Source organism: Janthinobacterium sp. BJB304 (assembly GCF_002735765.1).
GTDB lineage: Bacteria > Pseudomonadota > Gammaproteobacteria > Burkholderiales > Burkholderiaceae_D > Janthinobacterium.
This window is the reverse complement of sequence record NZ_PDZN01000004.1, coordinates 129,124-148,464: the sequence shown is the minus strand read 5'-3', so window position 1 is coordinate 148,464 and position 19,341 is coordinate 129,124. Positions and strand designations below refer to the sequence as shown.

Sequence of the window (19,341 nt, the reverse complement as noted above, 5' to 3'; positions counted from 1 at the left end):
ACAGGGGCGTCTCCACCGGCCTCGCCAAATTGCAAATTCGGTGGAAAAAAATGTATATGCACCATCCCTGCGCGAATCAAGGTTGCACCGTAGTTGTAATCGGATAACGCGTGGAGATGCTGAAGTGAGTGTGGGATTATAAGGATAAGTACCCGTTAGCGCGACTTATCGAGTCGGGCTCGCGGGTTGATGAAGTTGATAACGCTTGCCGTTTTCGCCAAACCCGTATGCGGCCACCTGAGGTTGTCGATGAATAGGCTGAGGCCAAGCCTCGCCATCGCGATCCCTGTAATGAGCCGGCTTACGATTTGGCTCTGAATTTGCTGACCACTTGCATTCTCTGCCCCCGATGCAGTTCATTCTCATCCGGGCTGTTACAGATGAGTTGCAAGTGTCCCGTGCACTCGGCATGACGATTGACCTCACCGCGCCTGTTGCGGCCGTAACGTATACCTCGTACGCGTTGTTGCTCCGCACGCCTGGGCATTTCCCCCGCCAGCACTCCCGTTCTCGCATATATCCCTGTACTTCGCCGCTTCCCCGGAAGCGGCTTTGAGATGGCCTACGGGTCGCGGAGTTATAAAAATGAAACGCATGTTGTTTAATGCCACGCAGCAAGAAGAACTGCGCGTAGCGATTGTCGACGGACAAAAACTGATCGACATCGATATCGAGACAGCCGGGCGCGAACAGCGCAAATCCAACATCTACAAGGGCGTGATCACGCGCATCGAGCCATCGCTCGAAGCGTGCTTCGTCAGCTATGGCGAAGACCGCCACGGCTTCCTGCCTTTCAAGGAAGTTGCCCGCACGTATTTCCGCGAAGGCGTCGACGTTCGTAACGCCTCCGTCAAGGAAGCGCTGCGCGAAGGCCAGGAAATCATGGTGCAAGTGGAAAAGGAAGAGCGCGGCAACAAGGGCGCCGCCCTGACCTCGTTCGTCTCGCTGGCCGGCCGTTACCTGGTCTTGATGCCGAACAACCCGCGTGGCGGTGGCGTATCGCGCCGCGTGGAAGGGGAAGAGCGCCAGGAATTGCGCGAAACCATGGATAAACTGGACTTGCCTGCTGGCATGTCCGTCATTGCCCGCACCGCCGGCATCGGCCGCAACGTCGATGAACTGCAGTGGGACTTGAATTACCTGATGCAACTGTGGCGTGCCATCGAAGGCGCCGGCAAGTCGGCCAACGGCGCCTTCCTGATCTACCAGGAATCGTCGCTCGTCATCCGCGCCATCCGCGACTACTTCCAGCCCGACATCGGCGAGATCCTGATCGACACCGACGAGATCTACGACCAGGCGCACCAGTTCATGAGCCACGTGATGCCCGACATGGTGCACCGCGTAAAACGCTACAGCGACGACGTGCCGCTGTTCTCGCGCTTCCAGATCGAGCACCAAATTGAAACGGCCTACAGCCGCACCGTGCCGCTGCCATCGGGCGGCGCCATCGTCATCGACCACACGGAAGCACTGGTCTCCGTCGACGTCAACTCGGCCCGCGCCACGCGCGGCTCGGACATCGAGACGACCGCCTTCAACACCAACTGCGAAGCGGCCGAAGAAGTGGCCCGCCAGCTGCGTTTGCGCGACTTGGGCGGCTTGATCGTCATCGACTTCATCGACATGGAAGTGGCGAAAAATCAACGCGAAGTGGAACAGCGCCTCAAGGATGCGCTGCACCATGACCGTGCCCGTGTACAAATGGGCAAGATTTCCCGCTTCGGCCTGATGGAACTGTCGCGCCAGCGCCTGCGCCCTTCGCTGTCCGAAGGCTCGCACGTGACGTGCCCGCGCTGCTCCGGCACCGGCCACATCCGCGATACGGAATCGTCCGCCCTGCAGGTGCTGCGCATCATCCAGGAAGAGGCGATGAAGGAAAACTCGGCCACCATCCACGTGCAGGTGCCCGTGGACGTGGGCGCCTTCCTGCTCAACGAAAAGCGCGGCGAAGTGCTGAAGATCGAGAACCGTCACCGCATCGCCGTGATCCTGATCCCGAACAAGCATCTGGAAACGCCGCACTACAAGCTCGAACGCATCAAGCACGACGATCCGCGTCTGGAAGACAGCCAGGCCAGCTACAACCTGGCCGAAAGCGCTGAAACCGACATGGCGTACAGCAAGCGCCAGAAGGAAGAAGCGAAGCCGCGCCAGGAAGCCGTCGTCAAGACGATCACCCCTGACCAGCCAGCACCGCTGGTCGAGCGCAAGCCCGTCGAAGCAAAACCAGCTCCGGTGGCCGCGCCTGCCGCGCCGCAAGGCCTGATCGCCAAGATCATCAGCTTCTTCACCGGCGCCCCGGCACCGGTGGCGCCAGCGCCCGCCCCTGTCGCACCGGCCAAGCCGGCCGGCACGGACCGTGGCGACCGCAACAGCCGTGGCCCGCGTGGCCGTGGCCGTAACGGCAAGCCTGGCCGCGAAGAGCGCGAACCTGGCCAGGGCCGCCCAGCCCAGGACGACGCGGCGAAAGAAGCGGAAGCACTGGAAAAGGCGGCCCGTCCGCCACGCCCACCGCGTCCGCCACGCGAACCGCGTGAAGCGCGCGAGAACGGCGATACGGCAGCGGCACCACGCGAACGGGGCGAGCGTCCTGAGCGCGCGGAACGTCCGGAACGCGCAGAGCGTCCGGAACGTGCCGAGCGTCCGCCACGCCAGCCACGCGAAGGCCGCGAACCACGCGCCGACAAGGCTGTTGTTGCTGAAGTGAAAGCTGAAGAGCTGGCCCTGGTTGGCGCCAGCGCCAGCGCAGTGAATGTCGTCGTGGCGTCAAATGGCCCGGACGCTGATGCAGCACCAACGAGCTTGCTGAAAGCGCCGGCAAATGCCGGCCCTGAAGGCGAAGAGACGGAAACCGACGTGGAAGGCGAAGAACCGCGCCGCCGCCGCCGCCGTGGCGGCCGCAACCGCAACCGCCGCGACCGCGAAACGGGCGAGCTGATCGAATCGGCAAACGGCGAAAACGAAGGCCAGGACACGCCAGTGATCAGCTTTACGGTCGCTCCGGCGCCGGAAGCCGCCGCTGATGCCACTCCGGTCGCCGTCGTGGCTGCCGCCGCGGTCGTCGCCGTCGCTGCGCCGGTGGAAGCTGCCGTCGTGGAAGTGGTCGAAGTGGTGGAAGTGGCCAAGGTGGTCGACATCGCCAAGGTCGAGGAAGCCGCTCCTGCCGCTGAAGCCGCGCCAACTGCTGAAGTGATCGTGCCGCAAGCCCCTGTTGAGGCCGTCGTTGCTGCAGCGAAAGCTGAACCAGCCGCTGCCGAACCAGCGCCAGCTGCCGAGTACAGCTTTGCCGAGAAAGCGGAAGCCGCCCCGGCACCGGCGCCAGCGGAAGTCATCGTCGAAGCGGCACCGGTCGTGGAAACGGTTGCTGTCGTGGAAACCGTCGTCGTGGCTGAGGAAGCGCCAGTCGCCGAAGCGGCGCCGGCCGTGGCGCAAGCTGCACCGGTAGTTGCCGAAGCTGCTCCTGCTCCGGCACCTGTCGCTGCTCCAGCTTCCGCACCAGCTCCATCGCCGGTGCCTGCGCCGCTGGACCTGGACGCAGTGCTCGGTTCGGCCGGCCTGACCCTGGCTGCCACCGATCCGGAAAAACTGCGCCTGGCGCAGGAAGCGGCCGCCAAGGCAGTCGCTCCCGTGCGCAAGCCGCGCGAACGCAAGCCATTGCCGCCGCAATCGGATGAGCCGTTGATCCAGGTCAACACGCAACGTCCATAAGCGCGCCGGGTTCGCCCAGCCGCAAATGATGAAAGGGGGTAGCTCAGGCTTCCCCTTTTTTACGTCCCCACCTTTGCCAGCCAGCCGCCATGCACGAGAACGCCAACCTTCCCTCTCCCGCCCCCGTCAGCCTGCGCAGCGCCTTCTGGTACTGGCTCAAGCTGGGCTGCGTCAGCTTTGGCGGCCCGGCCGGCCAGATCGCCATGATGCATGCGGAACTGGTGGAAAAGCGGCGCTGGATTTCGGAGCAGCGTTTCCTGCACGCCCTCAATTACTGCATGCTGCTGCCGGGGCCGGAAGCGACCCAGCTGGCCATCTACATCGGCTGGCTGATGCACCGCACGCGCGGCGCCCTGGTGGCGGGCCTGCTGTTTTTGCTGCCCTCGCTGCTGGTGCTGATCGCCCTGTCATGGCTCTACATGGCGTATGGCAACGTGGGCGCCATCGCCGGCATCCTGTACGGCATCAAGCCGGCCGTCGTTGCCATCGTGCTGGCGGCCGCCTGGCGACTGGGCCGGCGCACCTTGCGCAGCCCCAGCCTGATCGCCATCGCGGCGGCGGCATTTGTCGCCATCGCCGCGCTACGGCTGCCATTTCCGCTGATCGTGCTCGCCGCCGCCCTGCTGGGCATGGCGGGCGGCCGCTGGCTGCCGGGCCATTTTCATGCCAGCGGTACCTCGCATGGCGGTGCGGCCCGCTACGGCGCCGCCCTGATCGATGACGACACGCCCACGCCGGACCACGCGCGCTTCCGCTGGCCGCGCCTGCTTGGCACGGCCGCCATGGGCCTGGCGCTGGCCTTCTTCGCCTGGCTGGGCCTGGCGCTGGCGGGCGGGGCGGACCAGCCGCTGGCGCAGATGGGCGTGTTTTTCAGCAAGGCCGCCTTGCTCACGTTCGGCGGCGCGTACGCCGTGCTGCCCTACCTGGTGCAGGGCACCGCCGACCACTACCACTGGATCACGAGCGCGCAGATGATGGATGGCCTGGCGCTGGGCGAGACGACGCCCGGCCCCCTGATCATGATCGTCGCCTTCATCGGTTTCGTCGGCGGCTGGAGCCATGCCGTGACGGGAGAACAGCTGTGGCTGGCGGGCGTATGCGGCGCGTTCGTCGCCAGCTGGTTTACTTTCCTGCCCTCGTTTATCTTCATCCTGGCCGGTGCGCCGCTGGTGGAGGCGTCGCGCGGCAATTTGCGCCTGAGCGCGCCGTTGACTGCCATCTCGGCGGCCGTGGTGGGTGTCATCGCCAGTCTGGCCCTGTTCTTTGGCCGCCATGTGTTCTGGCAAGCAAATCCGCTGCCCCACTGGGACTGGCTGGCGATGATCATCGCGCTGGCGGCCGGCGTGGCGCTGATCAGGTTTCAAGTGGGAACCATCAAATTGCTGCTGGTCTGCGCCGCCATCGGCCTGGCGCGTGCCTGGCTGGCTTGAACACGGAAACGTCGCGCCAGACAATCATCGCATCCCGCCGGCATCACCAGAATCTCCGCCAACAAGCGCGGAGGATATTATTTCATTATTATTAATAATAAGGATTTGATGCAGGTCAATTTAAATGGCGGCTTATATATACCATTAATAAATAGAATATTTATTTCAGCAATTGAGTATCTCCCCATTCTCACGCCAGCAGCCAGGCCTGGACCCGGCAGGCATGGCGCCACGCTCTGCGCGGCTGCGCCCGGCCTGCGAGCGCAGCCGCGCCGTGATCGATTTGTCATACCCCCGACATATAATTCTCAAATAAATAAATGTGGCATATATGCAACAAATTAAAATTTGATTATTTGAATGAGGGTAAGGACGTATACTTACCGCAAAGCAAATAACTGTTTCACCGTCATTAACCCGGCAGTTTCCTCGAAAATATCCATTAATGCGCGCTCAACAATTACATCATCCCATGCCCACTTCCGCGATCAGGACACTCATGCTCGGCTGCGCCAGCTTATGGCTGCTGAGCGCTTGCTCGACACTCGACGTCGGCACGGCCAAGCTTTCCACGGCCGAGGTCCGCGCCACGCTGCAGGACGACAAGGCGGCCCTGGCGCGCGACGTGGAGGCGCTGAACGGCCCCCTGACCCTCGATGGCGCCATCGCCCGCGCCATCAAATACAACGCCGAACGCCGCTACAAGGCCATGGAGGAAGCCGTGGCCATGGGCACCTTCGAGGCAGGGCAGTTCGACATGCTGCCCAAGCTGATCGCCTCGGCCGGCTACCGCGACCGCAACAATGACCTGATCACGCGCAGCGTCGATTCCGTCACGGGCGCGCCGTCGCTGGCCAATCCCTACATCTCGTCCAGCCGCCAGGTGCTGAGCACGGAACTGGGCATTTCCTGGAGCCTGCTCGATTTCGGCCAGAGCTACTACGCGGCGCGGCAGAATGCGGACCGCGTGATGATCGCCGGCGAGCGCCGCCGCAAAGCCCTGCACAACCTGATACTCGACGTGCGCACCGCCTACTGGCGCGTGGTGGCGGCGCAGAAGCTGGTGCCCCTGCTGCGCAGCACCATCGCCGAATCGGAGGCGGCCCTGAAGGATGCGCGCACGGCGGAGAGCGACCGCATCCGTTCGCCACTGGAACCGTTGCGCTACCAGCGCCAGCTGCTGGAAAACCTGCGCCTGCTGGAAACCATCGAGCAGGAACTATCGACGGCACGCGTGGAACTGGCGGCCCTGACCGCCCTGCCGCTGAGCAGCGGCTATAGCGTGGTCGAAGCGGGCGGCGACGTCAATACGGCCTGGCTGAACCAGCCGATCGAAAAAATGGAAGAAGTGGCGCTGCTGCGCAATCCCGACCTGCGCGAAGGCATCTACAACGCCCGCATCGCCCAGCAGGAAACCCGGCGCACCATGCTCAAGCTGTTCCCCGGCCTGTCATTCAACTATGGCGTCAAGCACAGCAACGACGATTACCTGATCCACCAGAACTGGAACGAGGCCGGCGCGCAGATCTCGTTCAACCTGCTGGGCCTGTTATCGGCGCCGGCGCAGATGCGCCTGGCCGACGCGGGCGTGAGCCTGGCCAACCAGCGCCGCATGGCCATGCAGATGGCTGTGCTGAGCCAGCTTCATATTGCTCGTCAGCAATACGCCAACACGGCCCGCCAGTATGAGCGCGCCGACGCCATCGCCGAAGTGGACGGGCGTATCGCCCAGCACATCGCCAACCAGGCCGAGGCGCAGAAACAGTCGGCGCTGGACCGCATTTCGCAGCAAAGCACGGCCGTCCTGTCGCAGCTGCGCCGCTACCAGGCACTGTCGAACGCGCAGGCCGCCGCATCGCGCCTGCAAGCGACCCTGGGCATGGAACCGGTGGTCAACGGCTCGTCCGACATGCCGCTGGCCGAACTGACGGCGGCCGTCGCGCAATCGCTGCAGACCTGGAACCAGGCACAGCTGCCATCGCCTGAGGACCGTCCATGAAGTTGGTCGCACCCGCAATACGCATGACCCTGGCCGGCGCGCTGGCCCTGACCTTGCAGCACACCGCGCTGGCCGCCGCGCCGCAGCCGGCCAGCGCCGGCGCCACGCTGGAAACGCGGGAAATCCGCGCCCAGCTGGCGCCGCGCCGCTACACCACCCTGGCCGCCGAGATCGGCGCCAAGATCAACCGCCTGCCGCTGCCGGAAGGCGCGGCCTTCAAGCAGGGACAGTTGCTGGCGCAGTTCGACTGCGTGCTGCAGCAGGCGCAGCTGGCCAAGGCGGAAGCGGCGCGGATGGCGGCCGAGACCAACTGGCAGGGCAACCAGAAACTCGCCGACCTCAATTCCGTGGGCAAGGTCGAACTCGACATTTCCAGGGCCGAAGCGCTCAAGGCGCAGGCCGAAGTGGCCGCCAACCGGGCATTGCTGGGCAAATGCCAGATTGTCGCGCCGTTCGCCGGCCGCATCGCCGAGCAGAAGGCGCGCGAACAGCAGTACGTGCAGCCGGGCCAGGCCCTGCTGGAAATTCTGGACGACAGCACCCTGGTGCTGGAATTCATCATTCCATCTCGGTGGATGAGCTGGGTGCGCAACGGCACGCCCTTCCAGGTCAGCATCGACGAAACGGGCAAGAGCTATCCGGCCAAGGTGCAGCGCATCGGCGCCCGCGTCGACCCCGTCAGCCAGTCCGTCAAGCTGAGCGCCGTCATCGACGGGCGCTTCGGCGAACTGGTGGCCGGCATGAGCGGCAAGGTGTTGATGCAGCCGCCGGCAAAATGATTTTTTCACCCTGCTTAGACCAAAAGGAGAGCACATGAAATCTCGTCCGCACCGCGTCGCCCGCTGCCTGACGCTCGCTGCCGTCGCCGTGGCCGCAGCCAGCTGGAGCACGGCCAGCTACGCCTGCCCCGCCGAACCCTATGTTTCCAGCATCTGCGTGATGGCCTGGACCCGCAATGACCTGTACGGCTACTTGCCGGCCAACGGCCAGTCCCTCAACGTCAACCAGAATGCCGCGCTGTACTCGCTGCTGGGCATGACCTATGGCGGCAGCGGCAACACCACCTTCAACCTGCCGGACCTGCGCGGCCGCACCGTGATCGGTGCCGGCACCGTCGACGCCAACACCAGCTACACGGTGGGCCAGAAGGTAGGGGCCGTCAACGCCACCCTGACCATGGCCAATCTGCCGGCCCATGCGCACACCTTGCCGGCGGTCGACTTGAGCAAAGTCAGCGGCTCGGTCAACCTGGCCCAGACGACCGGCACGCCCACCACCATTTCGATGGCGCCCGTCACCTACACCGCCAATACCAGTGCGCTGACACTGACGCTGAAAGCCAGCAGCGCCGCGGGTGCGTCGGCCACGCCGCTTGCCGGCGGCGTGCCGGGAGCGGTAAACGGCCCGGTGGCGAAGCTGTATAACACCAGCGCACCCGACGTGGTCATGGGCGGCGGCTCCCTGGGCGGCAGCATCACCGTCACCTCCGCCGGCTCGCCTGCCATTACGCTGGCCGGTACCGCCCCGGTGACGCTGAACGGCTCCCTGCCGGCTGCCGTCAGCGGCCCTGCAGGCACGGGCACCGCGTTCAGCATCATGCAGCCGTCCATGGCCATGTATTACTACATCGCCTCCGTCGGCATCTACCCGCAGTCGAACTGACGGACCTCGCCACCTAACCTTGTGTTGCGCGGCCGCCTCCGAGCGGAGCGGCCGCCGAAATCATCATGCAGCCACACCGCCTCTTTCAAGTCTTGCTGTCCCTGACGCTGCTGGCGGCGCCGGGCGCGCGCGCCGCGCGGCCGGCCGACCATGCCCTGCCGCTGCAAGCCGCATATGCCTTGCTGGCCAAGGGCGACTATGCCAACGCCTACCCGGCCTTCCTGCGCCACGCGGAGAACAATCCCCTCGCCCAGTTCACCCTGGCCCAATTCCACCAGAATGGCTGGGGCCGGCCAGCCGACCCCGACACCGCCTGCGCGTGGTTCGGCAAGGCCGCCCAGGGCAAGATACCGACGGCCCTGCATTTCGCCGGCGACTGCCTGATGCGCACTCCGGACACGCCAGGCAATGCCGCCGCCGCGCTGGCCAGCTACCTGGCCGCCGCCGCGAACGGCCACCTCATTTCACTGTGCTCGGCCAGCGAATTCTATGTCCGCGGCCGCTACGTCGCCCGGGACGTGCCGCACGGCCTGGCGCTGTGCGCCCAGGCGGCGCAGGCCGGTTCGCCGCCGGCCATGCTGAAACTGGCCAATTACCTGCGCAACGACCGCGACGTGCCGCACGATGCGGCCATGGCGCGCCACTGGTACCGCATGGCGGCGGAACGCCAGGTCGACGAGGCGCGCTACCAGCTGGCCATCATGCAAGCGCAGGGAGAAGGCGGCGAAGCCGAGGGCGAGGCGGCGCTGCTTGCACTGGAAGAACTGGCGAGCAAGGGCTACGTCCCCGCCTACCTGCCCACGGCGACGCTGTACGCCCATCTGCCGCCCGACGCCGATACGGGCGCGCCCGGCGCCGCCAACCTGGCCAAGACCTATCTGTGGGCCAGCGCCGCCCGCAGCCGCCTGAGCGACCCCGCCCTGCAAGACCAGGCGCGGCAGCTGCAAGACCAGGTGCTGGCCATCATGCCGCCCGCATGGCGGCCGGCGCTCGACCGCAAGATCGACGCCCACCTCGCCCAATTCGCCGCCCCGGGCACGCCGCCCAAGCGCGCCAGTCACGTATCACCAGGAGCCTGACATGAACCATCCCCTCGTCCCTGCCGCGGCAACGACTTCCGTGCGCCGTCCGCTGCGCCGCGCCTCGCAACTGCTGCCGCTGGAGCAGCGCTTCATGTTCGACGGCGCCGTGGCCGACGCCGCCCACGCGGCGCAGGCGCACGAAAGCGCGCCGCCGCCAGCCGTGACGGTGCGCGCGGCCGAGCCGGCCAAGGACCAGGGCAAGAAGGAAGTGGTGCTGGTCGACACCTCGGTGGCCAACTACAAGACCCTGGAGGCGGGCGTGCGCGCCGGCGTCGGCATCGTCGAATTCGACGGCAGCCGCGACGGCCTGGCGCAGATCGCGCAATGGGCGGCCAGCCAGAGCGGAATCGACGCGATCCACATCCTGTCGCATGGATCCGAAGGCACCATCAATCTCGGCACCGCGCGCCTGACCGATGCCTCCCTGTCGTCGGCTGCCGTCCAATCGGAACTGGCGCAGCTGGGCCAGGCCCTGAGCGCCGATGGCGACTTGCTGTTCTACGGCTGCGATGTCGCCGCCGGCAGCCATAACGCGCTGATCGCCGACCTGGCGCGCGTCACGGGCGCCGATGTCGCGGCGTCGCGCGACGCCACCGGCGCGGCAGCCATCGGCGGCAACTGGACGCTTGAAACGCATGCCGGCAAGATCGACGCCAAAGCGCTGGACATCGCCGACTACCAGGGCCTGCTCACACAGGTCAGCTTCTCCGGCAGCGACGCCAACTACAGCTCGCCCACCGTCGTCAAACAGGTCAACGGCCAAAACGTCACGTTTTCCGGCGGCGCCGCCGCCGGCGGCCTGGGCATGGACGGCACCTACGGCACGGAAGGGCTGTACGCTTATGAGGGCCCCACCAATGAAATCAAGCTGACGGTAAGCATCGCATCCGGCTACAGCTTCGACATCAGCTCGTTCGATGTCGGCGTCCTGACCAGCACGCTTAGGATAGACTTGATATATGCCGACAATACAGCAGACACGTTGATAGTCAACTCGCTTGCCGACGGCTGGCAGACCTTGTCCAATGCCGGCCTGAACAAACCGATCAACGACGTCAAGCAGGTGGTGTTCAGTTCCGGCGATTTCGGTCTGTTCCAGAATTTCGACATCACCGACGTCAAGGCTATTTCGCACCCGCCCACGGTCACGGTCAGCAGCGCCAGCCTGTTGGCCGACACCGGCACCAGCGGCAGCGACTTCATCACCAAGACCGCCGCGCAAATCATCAGCGGCACGCTGTCGACCACGCTGAGCACGGGCGAAAAGGTCCAGGTGTCGTATGACAACGGCAGCAGCTGGAGCGACGCCACCACCTACACGGTCGGCTCCAGCAGCTGGAGCACCGTCACCACGCTGGCCGGCAGCAGCACCTTCCAGGCCCGCGTCACCAACGCCGACGGCTCCAGCACCGCCTACACGCACAGCTACACGCTCGACACCACGGCGCCGACCACGTCCTTCACCGGCATCTCCTTGTCGGACGACACCGGCGTCAACAGCACCGACTTCATCACCAAGACGCCAGGCCAGACCATCACCGCCACGCTCAGCGGCGCACCGGCCGGCACCGACATCGTCTGGGGTTCGGTCAACGGCGGCGCCAGCTGGACCGACGTCACCAGCAAGGTTGCAGGCACCACGCTGACCTGGAATGGCGCCACCCTGGGCGTTGGCAGCAACGCCATCATGCTCAAGGTGACCGACGCGGCGGGCAACGACAGTTCGCTGAGCTTCCAGAACTACACGCTCGACACCACCGCGCCCACCACCAGCGTGGCCACGGCCAGCTTCTCGGCCGATACCGGCACGTCGCCGACCGACTTCATCACCAAAACGGCGGCGCAGACCATCAGCGGCACCCTGTCGGCCAACCTGGCCAGCGGCGAGAGCGTGCTCGTCTCGCTCGACAATGGCACCACCTGGGCCGCCGCCACCGCCACCGTCGGCCAGAACACCTGGTCGCTGGCCCGCACGCTCAGCGCCAGCAGCACGCTGAAGGTCAAGGTCAGCGACACGGCCGGCAACGACGGCGCCGTGCTGTCGCAAGCCTATACCTTCGACACCGGTTCGCCGACCATCACCTTCAGCGGCCTGGCGCTGTCGGCCGACACGGGCGCCAGCGCCAGCGACTTCATCACCAAGACGGCGGCGCAGACCATCGGCGCCACCCTGAGCACCACCTTGGCCGCCGGCGACATCGTCTACGGCTCGCTCGACAATGGCGCCACCTGGACCGACATCACCAGCAAGATCAGCGGCACGAGCCTGAGCTGGGACGGCGTCATCTTGGCCGGCAGCGACACGCTGCAGCTGAAGGTCGTCGACGCCGCCGGCAACACCGGCAGCGTCAAGACCCAGGCCTACGTGTTCGATACCAGCACGCCGGCCACGCCCGGCACACCGGTGCTGGCCACGGCCAGCGACACCGGCGTGCAGAACAACGACCGCATCACCAGCGACACCACGCCGACGCTGAGCGGCACGGCCGAGAACGGCAGCACCGTCACCGTGTTCGACGGCGCCACGCTGCTGGGCACCGTCACCGCCGGCGCTGGCGGCTGGACGCTGACCACCGGCGCGCTGGCCGAAGGCTCCCACACCATCACGGTCGTGTCCACCGACACCGCCGGCAACGCCTCGGCCGCCTCGGCCGCGCTGACGATCGAGGTCGACACCACCGCCCCGGCCGTCGCCACGGTGGCGGTGCCGGCCAACGGCACCTACTACAGCGGCGGCGCGCTGGACTTCACGGTCAACTTCAACGAGGCCGTCCTTGTCGACACCACCGGCGGCACGCCGCGCATCGCCCTCGTGGTCGGCGCCACTACCCGCTACGCCGACTACGTGTCCGGCTCCGGCACCAGCGCGCTGCTGTTCCGCTACACCGTGCCCAGCGGCGACATCGACGCCAACGGCATCACGGTCGGCGCACTGTCGACCCACGGCGGCACGCTGCGCGATACGGCCGGCAACGACGCCGTGGTCACGCTCAACAGCGTCGGCAGCACGGCCGGCGTCAATGTCGACGGCAGCAACCCCAGCGTCACCGGCGTCGGCGCCAGCACCGCCGACGGCGCCTACGGCGCCGGCCAGACCATCACCATCACGGTCGATTTCTCCACCGCGGTCAACGTCGATACCACGGGCGGCACGCCGACCCTGACGCTCGACGGCGGCGGCCAAGCCACCTATGCCGGCGGCTCGGGCACCAGCACCCTGACGTTCAGCTACACGGTCGGCGCCGGCCAGAACAGCGCCGATCTCGACTACAGCTCGAGCGCCGCGCTGGTGCTCAACGGCGCCACCATCGTCGATGCCGGCGGCGCCAACCAGCCGGCCGACGTCACGCTGGCCACGCCGGGCACGGCCGGCTCGCTGGGCGCCAACAAGGACCTCGTCATCGACTCCGCCGCGCCGACCAACACCGTGGCCAACGCCACCTTCTCGGCCGACACCGGCACTTCCGGCACCGACTTCATCACCAAGACCGCGGCCCAGACCATCAGCGGCACGCTGGCGGCCAACCTGGCGGCCGGCGAGAACGTCTACGTCTCGCTCGACAACGGCGGCAGCTGGAACCTGGCCACGGCCAGCACCGGCGCCAACACCTGGTCGCTGGCCGGCCAGACGCTGTCGGGCAGCGGTACCCTGAAGGTGCGCGTCACCGATGCCGCCGGCAACAACGGCACCGCCTACGCGCAAGCCTATGTGCTCGACACCACGGCGCCGACCACCAGCTTCAGCGGCATCGCGCTGTCGGCCGACACCGGCGCCAGCAGCACCGACCTGATCACCAACACCGCGGCGCAGACCATCAGCGCCACCCTCAGCGGCGCGCCGGCCGCCGGCGACATCGTCTACGGCTCGCTCGACAACGGCGCCACCTGGACCGACATCACCAGCAAGGTATCCGGCACCACGCTGACCTGGACCGGCGTCACCCTGGCCGCCAGCGACACCTTGAAGCTGCGCGTCACCGACGCGGCCGGCAACGACGGCGCCGCCACCGGCACGGCCTACGTGCTCGACACGATCGCCCCCGCCACCAGCGTGGCTGGCATCGCCTTGTCCGCCGACAGCGGCGCCTCGTCCACCGATTTCATCACCAACGAGGCGGCGCAAACCGTCAGCGGCACCCTGTCGGCCAACCTGGCCAGCGGCGAGCGCGTGCTCGTCTCGCTCGACAACGGCGCCACCTGGGCCACCGCCGCCGCCAGCGTCGGCCAGAACACCTGGTCGCTGGCCGGCCAGACCCTGACCTCCAGCAACACCCTGCTGGTCAAGGTGGCCGATACGGCCGGCAACGACGGCGTCGCGGCGAGCCAGGCGTATATCTATGACACGGCAGCCGGCGTGCCCACCGTGGCCACCTTGGCGACGATGAGCACCACGCCAGTGCTGAGCGGCTCGGCGACGCTGTCGGCGGGCGAAACCATGACCGTCTCCGTCGGCGGCGCCACCTATGCCGTCGTTCCCGCAGCGGGCGCCTGGAGCCTGGACCTGGCCACCGCCGTACCGCTCAGCGGCACGCTGACGCTGGCCCTGAACCAGCGCTACGAGGTGGTGGCGAGCGTCACTGACCTGGCCGGCAACGTCGCCAGCGACAGCAGCAATGGCGAACTCACCATCGGCACGCTCCTGACCCCGCCCACGACCGGCATCACCGGCACCACGCTGTCGGCCGACACGGGCGCCAGCGACAGCGACTTCATCACCAACGTGGCCGCGCAAACGATCAGCGGCACGCTGTCCGCGCCGCTGGCCGCCGGCCAGCGCGTCGAAGTCTCGCTCGACGGCGGCGCCAGCTGGCGCAGCGCGGCGGCTACCGGCGGCGCGACGGCGTGGTCGATCAATGTCACGCTGGGCGGCAGCGGCACCCTCATGGCGCGCGTCAGCAACGACGCCGGCAACGGTCCCGCCTTCGCGCAAGCGTATGTGCTCGACACCGTCGCCCCCGTCGCCACGGCCACCTCGGCCACGCTATCGGGCGAGAATGTGCTTGGCGGCAACCTCTCGGCGCCGCTGGCGGCGGGCGAATCGGTACTCGTCTCGCGCGATGGCGGCGCCAGCTGGCAGGTGGCTGGCGTGGCCGGCAACAGCTGGTCGCTGGCCGGCGTCGCCGCCGGCCAGGTGCAAGTGGTGGTGCGCGATACGGCCGGCAACAACGGCGCCATCCTGGCGGCGCAAGTGAGCGTACCGGTGAAGCCGCCCGTCGTGGTGCCGCCCGTGGTGGTACCGCCCGTGCGCGTGCTGCCGGAAGCCCCCGCGCCGGCGGACAAGGTTGCCGAAAAGGCCCCCGCCAGCGCTGCCGCCGGAGCCCTTCCCGGCGTGCTGGCGACGGACACGCTGGCGCTGTTCAGCCCGAGCAGCGGCGCCAGCGGTGGGCGCGGGGCCGACGTGGCCAGGAGCCCGCTGGCCCCCGTCAGCATCGCCGCACTGACCAATCCCGCCATGCTGCTGACGGCCTTCACGCCGACCGGCTTGCCGGAACTGCCGTCGCGCAGCGATGCGCTGTTCTCGCAGGTGCCGATCGGCGACAAGGCGTTCGGCAGCGGCGAACGTATCGCGGTGCAACTGGCGCCCGACACCTTCGTGCAGTCCGGCGGCGGCACGCCGTTCCAGCTCAGCGCGCAGCAGACCGACGGCAGGCCCCTGCCTGCCTGGATCAGGTTCGACAGCCGCGCGGCGCGCTTCGAGGGAACGGCGCCGCCGGGCTTCGAAGGCACGCTGCACTTCACGGTCACGGCGCGCGACGCCCAGGGACGCGTCGCCGTGCAGACCTTCAAGATCGTCATCACCAGGGATGGCCAGGTCATCAAGACCTCGGCGCGCGACGCCGGCCCGGCCGACCCCGTGGGACGTCCCGGCCTGAGTGCGCAACTGGGCGCCGTGCGCGGCGCGGGCGCCGAGCGACTGGCGGCGTTGTCGCGTAGCGCGGCGGCGGCGAAAGCGCATGCATGAACGACGCGGTGGCATTTGATCCCCTGCTGACCTTGCTCGAACTGGCCCAGCGCGCACGCGCCGCGGCCAGCGCCAATGAACTGGCTTTCCTGCTGGTGAACGACAGCCGCGCGCTGGCGCCGTACCGCCAGGCGGCGCTGTGGTTCGACGCCGGCGGCGTGCACACCCTGTCCGGCGTGGTGGAAGTGGAAGCCAACGCCCCGTATGCCCAGTGGCTCGGGCAGCTGTGCCGGGCGCTGGCAGAGCGCCATGCGGACGCCGCGCCGCTGGCCGTCGAGGCCGCGCAACTGCCGCCCGCCATCGCCGCCGCCTGGGACGAATGGCTGCCGGTGGCCGTCACCTGGGTGCCGCTGCGCGCCACGGGCCGCGCCGGCGAGCAGGCGGGCCTGCTGCTAGCCGGCGACGCGCCGTTGCAGCCAGGGCAGCTGGCCCTGCTCACCGAATGGGCCGATATCTGGCAGCATGCGTGGCGCGCCAGGCAAGGTCCCGCGCGCTGGTCGCCGGCGGCGCTGCCGGCGCGGCTGCGCCTGTGGTGGCAGGGCGATGGACAAGGCCAGCGCTGGCGCCGCCGGCTGGGCGCCGCGCTGGCAGTGCTGGCGGTGCTGCTGTTTCCCGTGCGCCTGACGGTACTGGCGCCGGGCGAGCTGGTGGCGGCCAATCCGGCCACCATCCGCGCGCCCCTCGATGGCGTGATCGCCGAATTTTCCGTGCGCCCGAATCAGGTCGTGCGCGCCGGCCAGCCCCTGTTCTCGTTCGACCAGGCCCCCATCGGCAGCCGCCTCGACGTCGCGCGCGAAGGGCTGGCCACGGCGCAGGCCGAGTACCGGCAGACGGCGCAGATGATACTCAGCGACCCGCGCGCCAAGACGCAGCTGGCCGCGCTGCTGGGCAAGATCGCCGAGAAGCAGGCGCAGGCAGCGTTCCTGGAGGGCCAGGCGCAGCGCTCGCGCGTGCTGGCGCCGCATGCCGGCATCGCCCTGTTCGACGACCCGTCGGAATGGATAGGCCGGCCCGTGCAGACGGGCGAACGCATCATGCAGGTGGCGGCCGCCGACGACGTGGAGATCGAAGCGTGGGTGCCGATCGGCGACGCCATTCCGCTGGCCGAGCGGGCCCCGCTCAAGCTGTACCTGGCCGCCGCGCCGCTGACGCCGCTCGAAGCATATGTGCGCTACATGAGCCACCGCGCCACCGCGCGCCCCGACGGCAGCTATGCCTACCGCGTGCGCGCCAGGCTGGACGGCGCCACCGGCCAGCGCATCGGCCTGAAGGGCACGGCCAAGCTGGGCGGCGAACGGGTGCCGCTGCTCTACTGGATACTGCGACGGCCGCTGGCCAGCATCCGCCAGTTCATCGCCCTGTAGAACGGAACCGCATGCACGCCTTACCCTTGCTGCGCCAGGAGCTGTCCATCCATGCCGGCCCACGCCTGCCCGACGGCCAGCCCAGCTGGACCTTGCACGACCCCGTGCGCAACCTGTTCTTCCAGCTCGACTGGCCCAGCTTCGAGATGCTGCGCCGCTGGGAGAACAACGACGCCCAGGCCCTCATCGACGACATCAACCAAAGCACCACCCTGCAACTCGATGGCGGCGCCATCGAGCGCCTGCTCGACTTCCTGCGCGAGCAGCAGCTGCTGCAGCCGCGCCAGGGCACCGCGGCGGCGATGGCGGCCACGCGCCAGCGCCAGCGCGGCAGCTGGCAGCAATGGCTGCTGCATAACTACCTGTTTTTCCGCATCCCGCTGGTGCGTCCGGACCGCTGGCTGGACTGGCTCGCGCCGCGCCTCGGGTGGCTGTTTTCGCCCGCCTTCCGCTGGCTGACGCTGGCCGCCGGCCTGCTGGGAGTGGCCGGCGCCTACCGCGACTGGGAACGCTTTTCCGCCACCCTGCTCGACACGCTGAGCTGGCATGGTGCCCTGCTGTACGGCGCCGCCATCACCTTCGCCAAGGTCTGCCATGAGATGGGCCACGCGCTGACGGCCAAGCGCTACGGCTGCCGCGTGCCGACCATGGGCCTGGCCTTCCTGGTGATGTGGCCCGTGGCGTACACGGACACCAACGAAGTGTGGAAGCTGGCGCGCCGCGAGCAGCGCCTGGCCGTGGCGGGCGCCGGCATCATGACGGAACTGATGATCGCCGCCTGGGCCACGCTGGCCTGGACCTGGCTGCCCGATGGCGGCCCCAAGCAGGTCGCCTTCCTGCTTTCGACCACCACCTGGATCACCACCGTGGCCATCAATGCCAGTCCCTTCATGCGCTTTGACGGCTACTTCCTGCTGTCCGATTACCTGGGCCTGCCCAACCTGCACAGCCGCGCATTCGCGCTGGCCCGCTGGGACTTGCGCGAACGCCTGTTCGCGCTGAACGAGCCGGCGCCGGAATCGTTTCCGCCGCGCCGGCGCGCCGGCCTGATCCTGTTCGCCTGGGCCGTATGGATCTACCGGCTGGTGCTGTTTCTGGGCATCGCCGCACTCGTGTACCACTTCTTCATCAAGGCCGTCGGCATCCTGCTGTTCCTCGTCGAGATCTGCTGGTTTGTCGCGCTGCCGCTGTGGCGCGAACTGCAGGTGTGGCGCTCGCGTCGCGACGCCCTGCGGCACAGCCGCCGCGCCTGGCGCAGCGCCGGCCTGGCCGCGCTGCTTGCGCTGCTGCTGATGCTGCCATGGCCGGACCGGGTGCTGACCTCCGGCGTGCTGCAGCCGCAGACGCGCCTGGCGCTCTACGCGCCCGCGCACGCGGCGCTCGAAGCGCTGCCGGTGGCCAATGGCCAGCGCGTCGCCGCCGGCCAGTCCCTGCTGCGCCTGTCATCGCCCGAACTGGCGCTGCGCGAAGGCGAGACGGGCGCGCGCCAGGACTTGCTGGCATGGCAATCGGCAGCGGCGGGCCTGGACGTCGCCAGCCGCAAGGACTGGCAAGTGCTGAACGACCAGCTGGCCTACGCCAGCGCCGAGCATGCGACGGTGGGCGCGGACTTGCAGCGCTACCGGCCGCTGGCGCCGTTCGCGGGCGTGCTGGTCGACGTCGATCCCGACCTGCGGCCCGGCGAATGGCTCAAAGGGCAGGAATATCTGGGTTCGCTGGTGGGCGCCGGGCGCTGGCAGGTGGTGACCTACGTCGACCAGGATGCCGTGCGGCGCATCGCGCGCGGCGACCGTGCCCTGTTCCTCGCCGACGGCCTGGCCGGCCCCGCCCTGCGCCTGACCGTGGCCAGCATCGACCGCGATGCCAGCCGCACCCTGAACGAGCCGGAACTGGCGGCGCTGTTCGGCGGCGACGTGCTGGTGCGCGAAAAGAACGGCGTGCTGTATCCCGAACAGGCCGTGTACCGGGTGCTGCTCGATGCGGACGCCGAACTGCCGGCCAGCAGCCCTGCCTGGCGCGGCAGGGTCGCCATCGCCGGGGAATGGGAAGCGCCGGCATGGCGTTTCCTGCGCGCGGCCGCGGGCGTGGCGCGCCGCGAAGCGGGTTTCTAGCCGGCCGCCGACGACCGCGC

At 67.9% G+C, this 19,341-nt stretch carries 9 protein-coding genes; all 9 read left to right on the top strand.

The genetic code is table 11. The features are described from left to right. Positions 1 to 585 precede the first annotated feature (585 nt). A complete protein-coding gene (locus tag CSQ95_RS06335) occupies positions 586 to 3,711 on the top strand; it encodes an Rne/Rng family ribonuclease (RefSeq protein WP_099408899.1) in 3,126 nt (1,041 codons plus the stop codon). Between the two features lie 89 nt (positions 3,712 to 3,800). Next, positions 3,801 to 5,141, top strand: a complete 1,341-nt coding sequence (gene chrA / locus CSQ95_RS06330) for a chromate efflux transporter (protein ID WP_099408898.1) — start codon at positions 3,801 to 3,803, stop codon at positions 5,139 to 5,141. A gap of 499 nt (positions 5,142 to 5,640) precedes the next feature. Next, positions 5,641 to 7,140, top strand: coding sequence for a TolC family protein (locus tag CSQ95_RS06325; RefSeq protein WP_070220192.1), 1,500 nt, complete (start codon positions 5,641 to 5,643; stop codon positions 7,138 to 7,140). Beyond that, a complete protein-coding gene (locus tag CSQ95_RS06320) occupies positions 7,137 to 7,919 on the top strand; it encodes an efflux RND transporter periplasmic adaptor subunit (RefSeq protein ID WP_257217968.1) in 783 nt (260 codons plus the stop codon). Before CSQ95_RS06325 ends, CSQ95_RS06320 begins: the two co-directional genes overlap by 4 nt. A 34-nt stretch (positions 7,920 to 7,953) precedes the next feature. Then, entirely contained in the window at positions 7,954 to 8,802 is an 849-nt protein-coding gene (locus CSQ95_RS06315; RefSeq protein WP_099408896.1) for a phage tail protein, read from the top strand. A gap of 65 nt (positions 8,803 to 8,867) precedes the next feature. Then, complete coding sequence (locus CSQ95_RS06310; protein ID WP_099408895.1) at positions 8,868 to 9,881, top strand: tetratricopeptide repeat protein; 1,014 nt, start codon at positions 8,868 to 8,870, stop codon at positions 9,879 to 9,881. A 1-nt stretch (position 9,882) separates the two neighbouring features. Beyond that, entirely contained in the window at positions 9,883 to 15,846 is a 5,964-nt protein-coding gene (locus CSQ95_RS30275; protein ID WP_099408894.1) for an Ig-like domain-containing protein, read from the top strand. Further along, complete coding sequence (locus tag CSQ95_RS06300) at positions 15,843 to 17,210, top strand: efflux RND transporter periplasmic adaptor subunit (RefSeq protein ID WP_180278972.1); 1,368 nt, start codon at positions 15,843 to 15,845, stop codon at positions 17,208 to 17,210. Before CSQ95_RS30275 ends, CSQ95_RS06300 begins: the two co-directional genes overlap by 4 nt. Before the next feature lie 11 nt (positions 17,211 to 17,221). Next, the gene (locus tag CSQ95_RS06295) at positions 17,222 to 19,321 is read left to right on the top strand and encodes an HlyD family efflux transporter periplasmic adaptor subunit (RefSeq protein WP_180278971.1); all 2,100 of its coding nucleotides are present in this window, start codon (positions 17,222 to 17,224) and stop codon (positions 19,319 to 19,321) included. Positions 19,322 to 19,341: the final 20 nt, after the last annotated feature.

Coding starts and splice junctions, on each gene's coding strand:
- CSQ95_RS06335 (WP_099408899.1), top strand. CDS start 586: ATGAAACGCATGTTGTTTAATGCCACGCAGCAAGAAGAACTGCGCGTA.
- chrA (WP_099408898.1), top strand. CDS start 3,801: ATGCACGAGAACGCCAACCTTCCCTCTCCCGCCCCCGTCAGCCTGCGC.
- CSQ95_RS06325 (WP_070220192.1), top strand. CDS start 5,641: ATGCTCGGCTGCGCCAGCTTATGGCTGCTGAGCGCTTGCTCGACACTC.
- CSQ95_RS06320 (WP_257217968.1), top strand. CDS start 7,137: ATGAAGTTGGTCGCACCCGCAATACGCATGACCCTGGCCGGCGCGCTG.
- CSQ95_RS06315 (WP_099408896.1), top strand. CDS start 7,954: ATGAAATCTCGTCCGCACCGCGTCGCCCGCTGCCTGACGCTCGCTGCC.
- CSQ95_RS06310 (WP_099408895.1), top strand. CDS start 8,868: ATGCAGCCACACCGCCTCTTTCAAGTCTTGCTGTCCCTGACGCTGCTG.
- CSQ95_RS30275 (WP_099408894.1), top strand. CDS start 9,883: ATGAACCATCCCCTCGTCCCTGCCGCGGCAACGACTTCCGTGCGCCGT.
- CSQ95_RS06300 (WP_180278972.1), top strand. CDS start 15,843: ATGAACGACGCGGTGGCATTTGATCCCCTGCTGACCTTGCTCGAACTG.
- CSQ95_RS06295 (WP_180278971.1), top strand. CDS start 17,222: ATGCACGCCTTACCCTTGCTGCGCCAGGAGCTGTCCATCCATGCCGGC.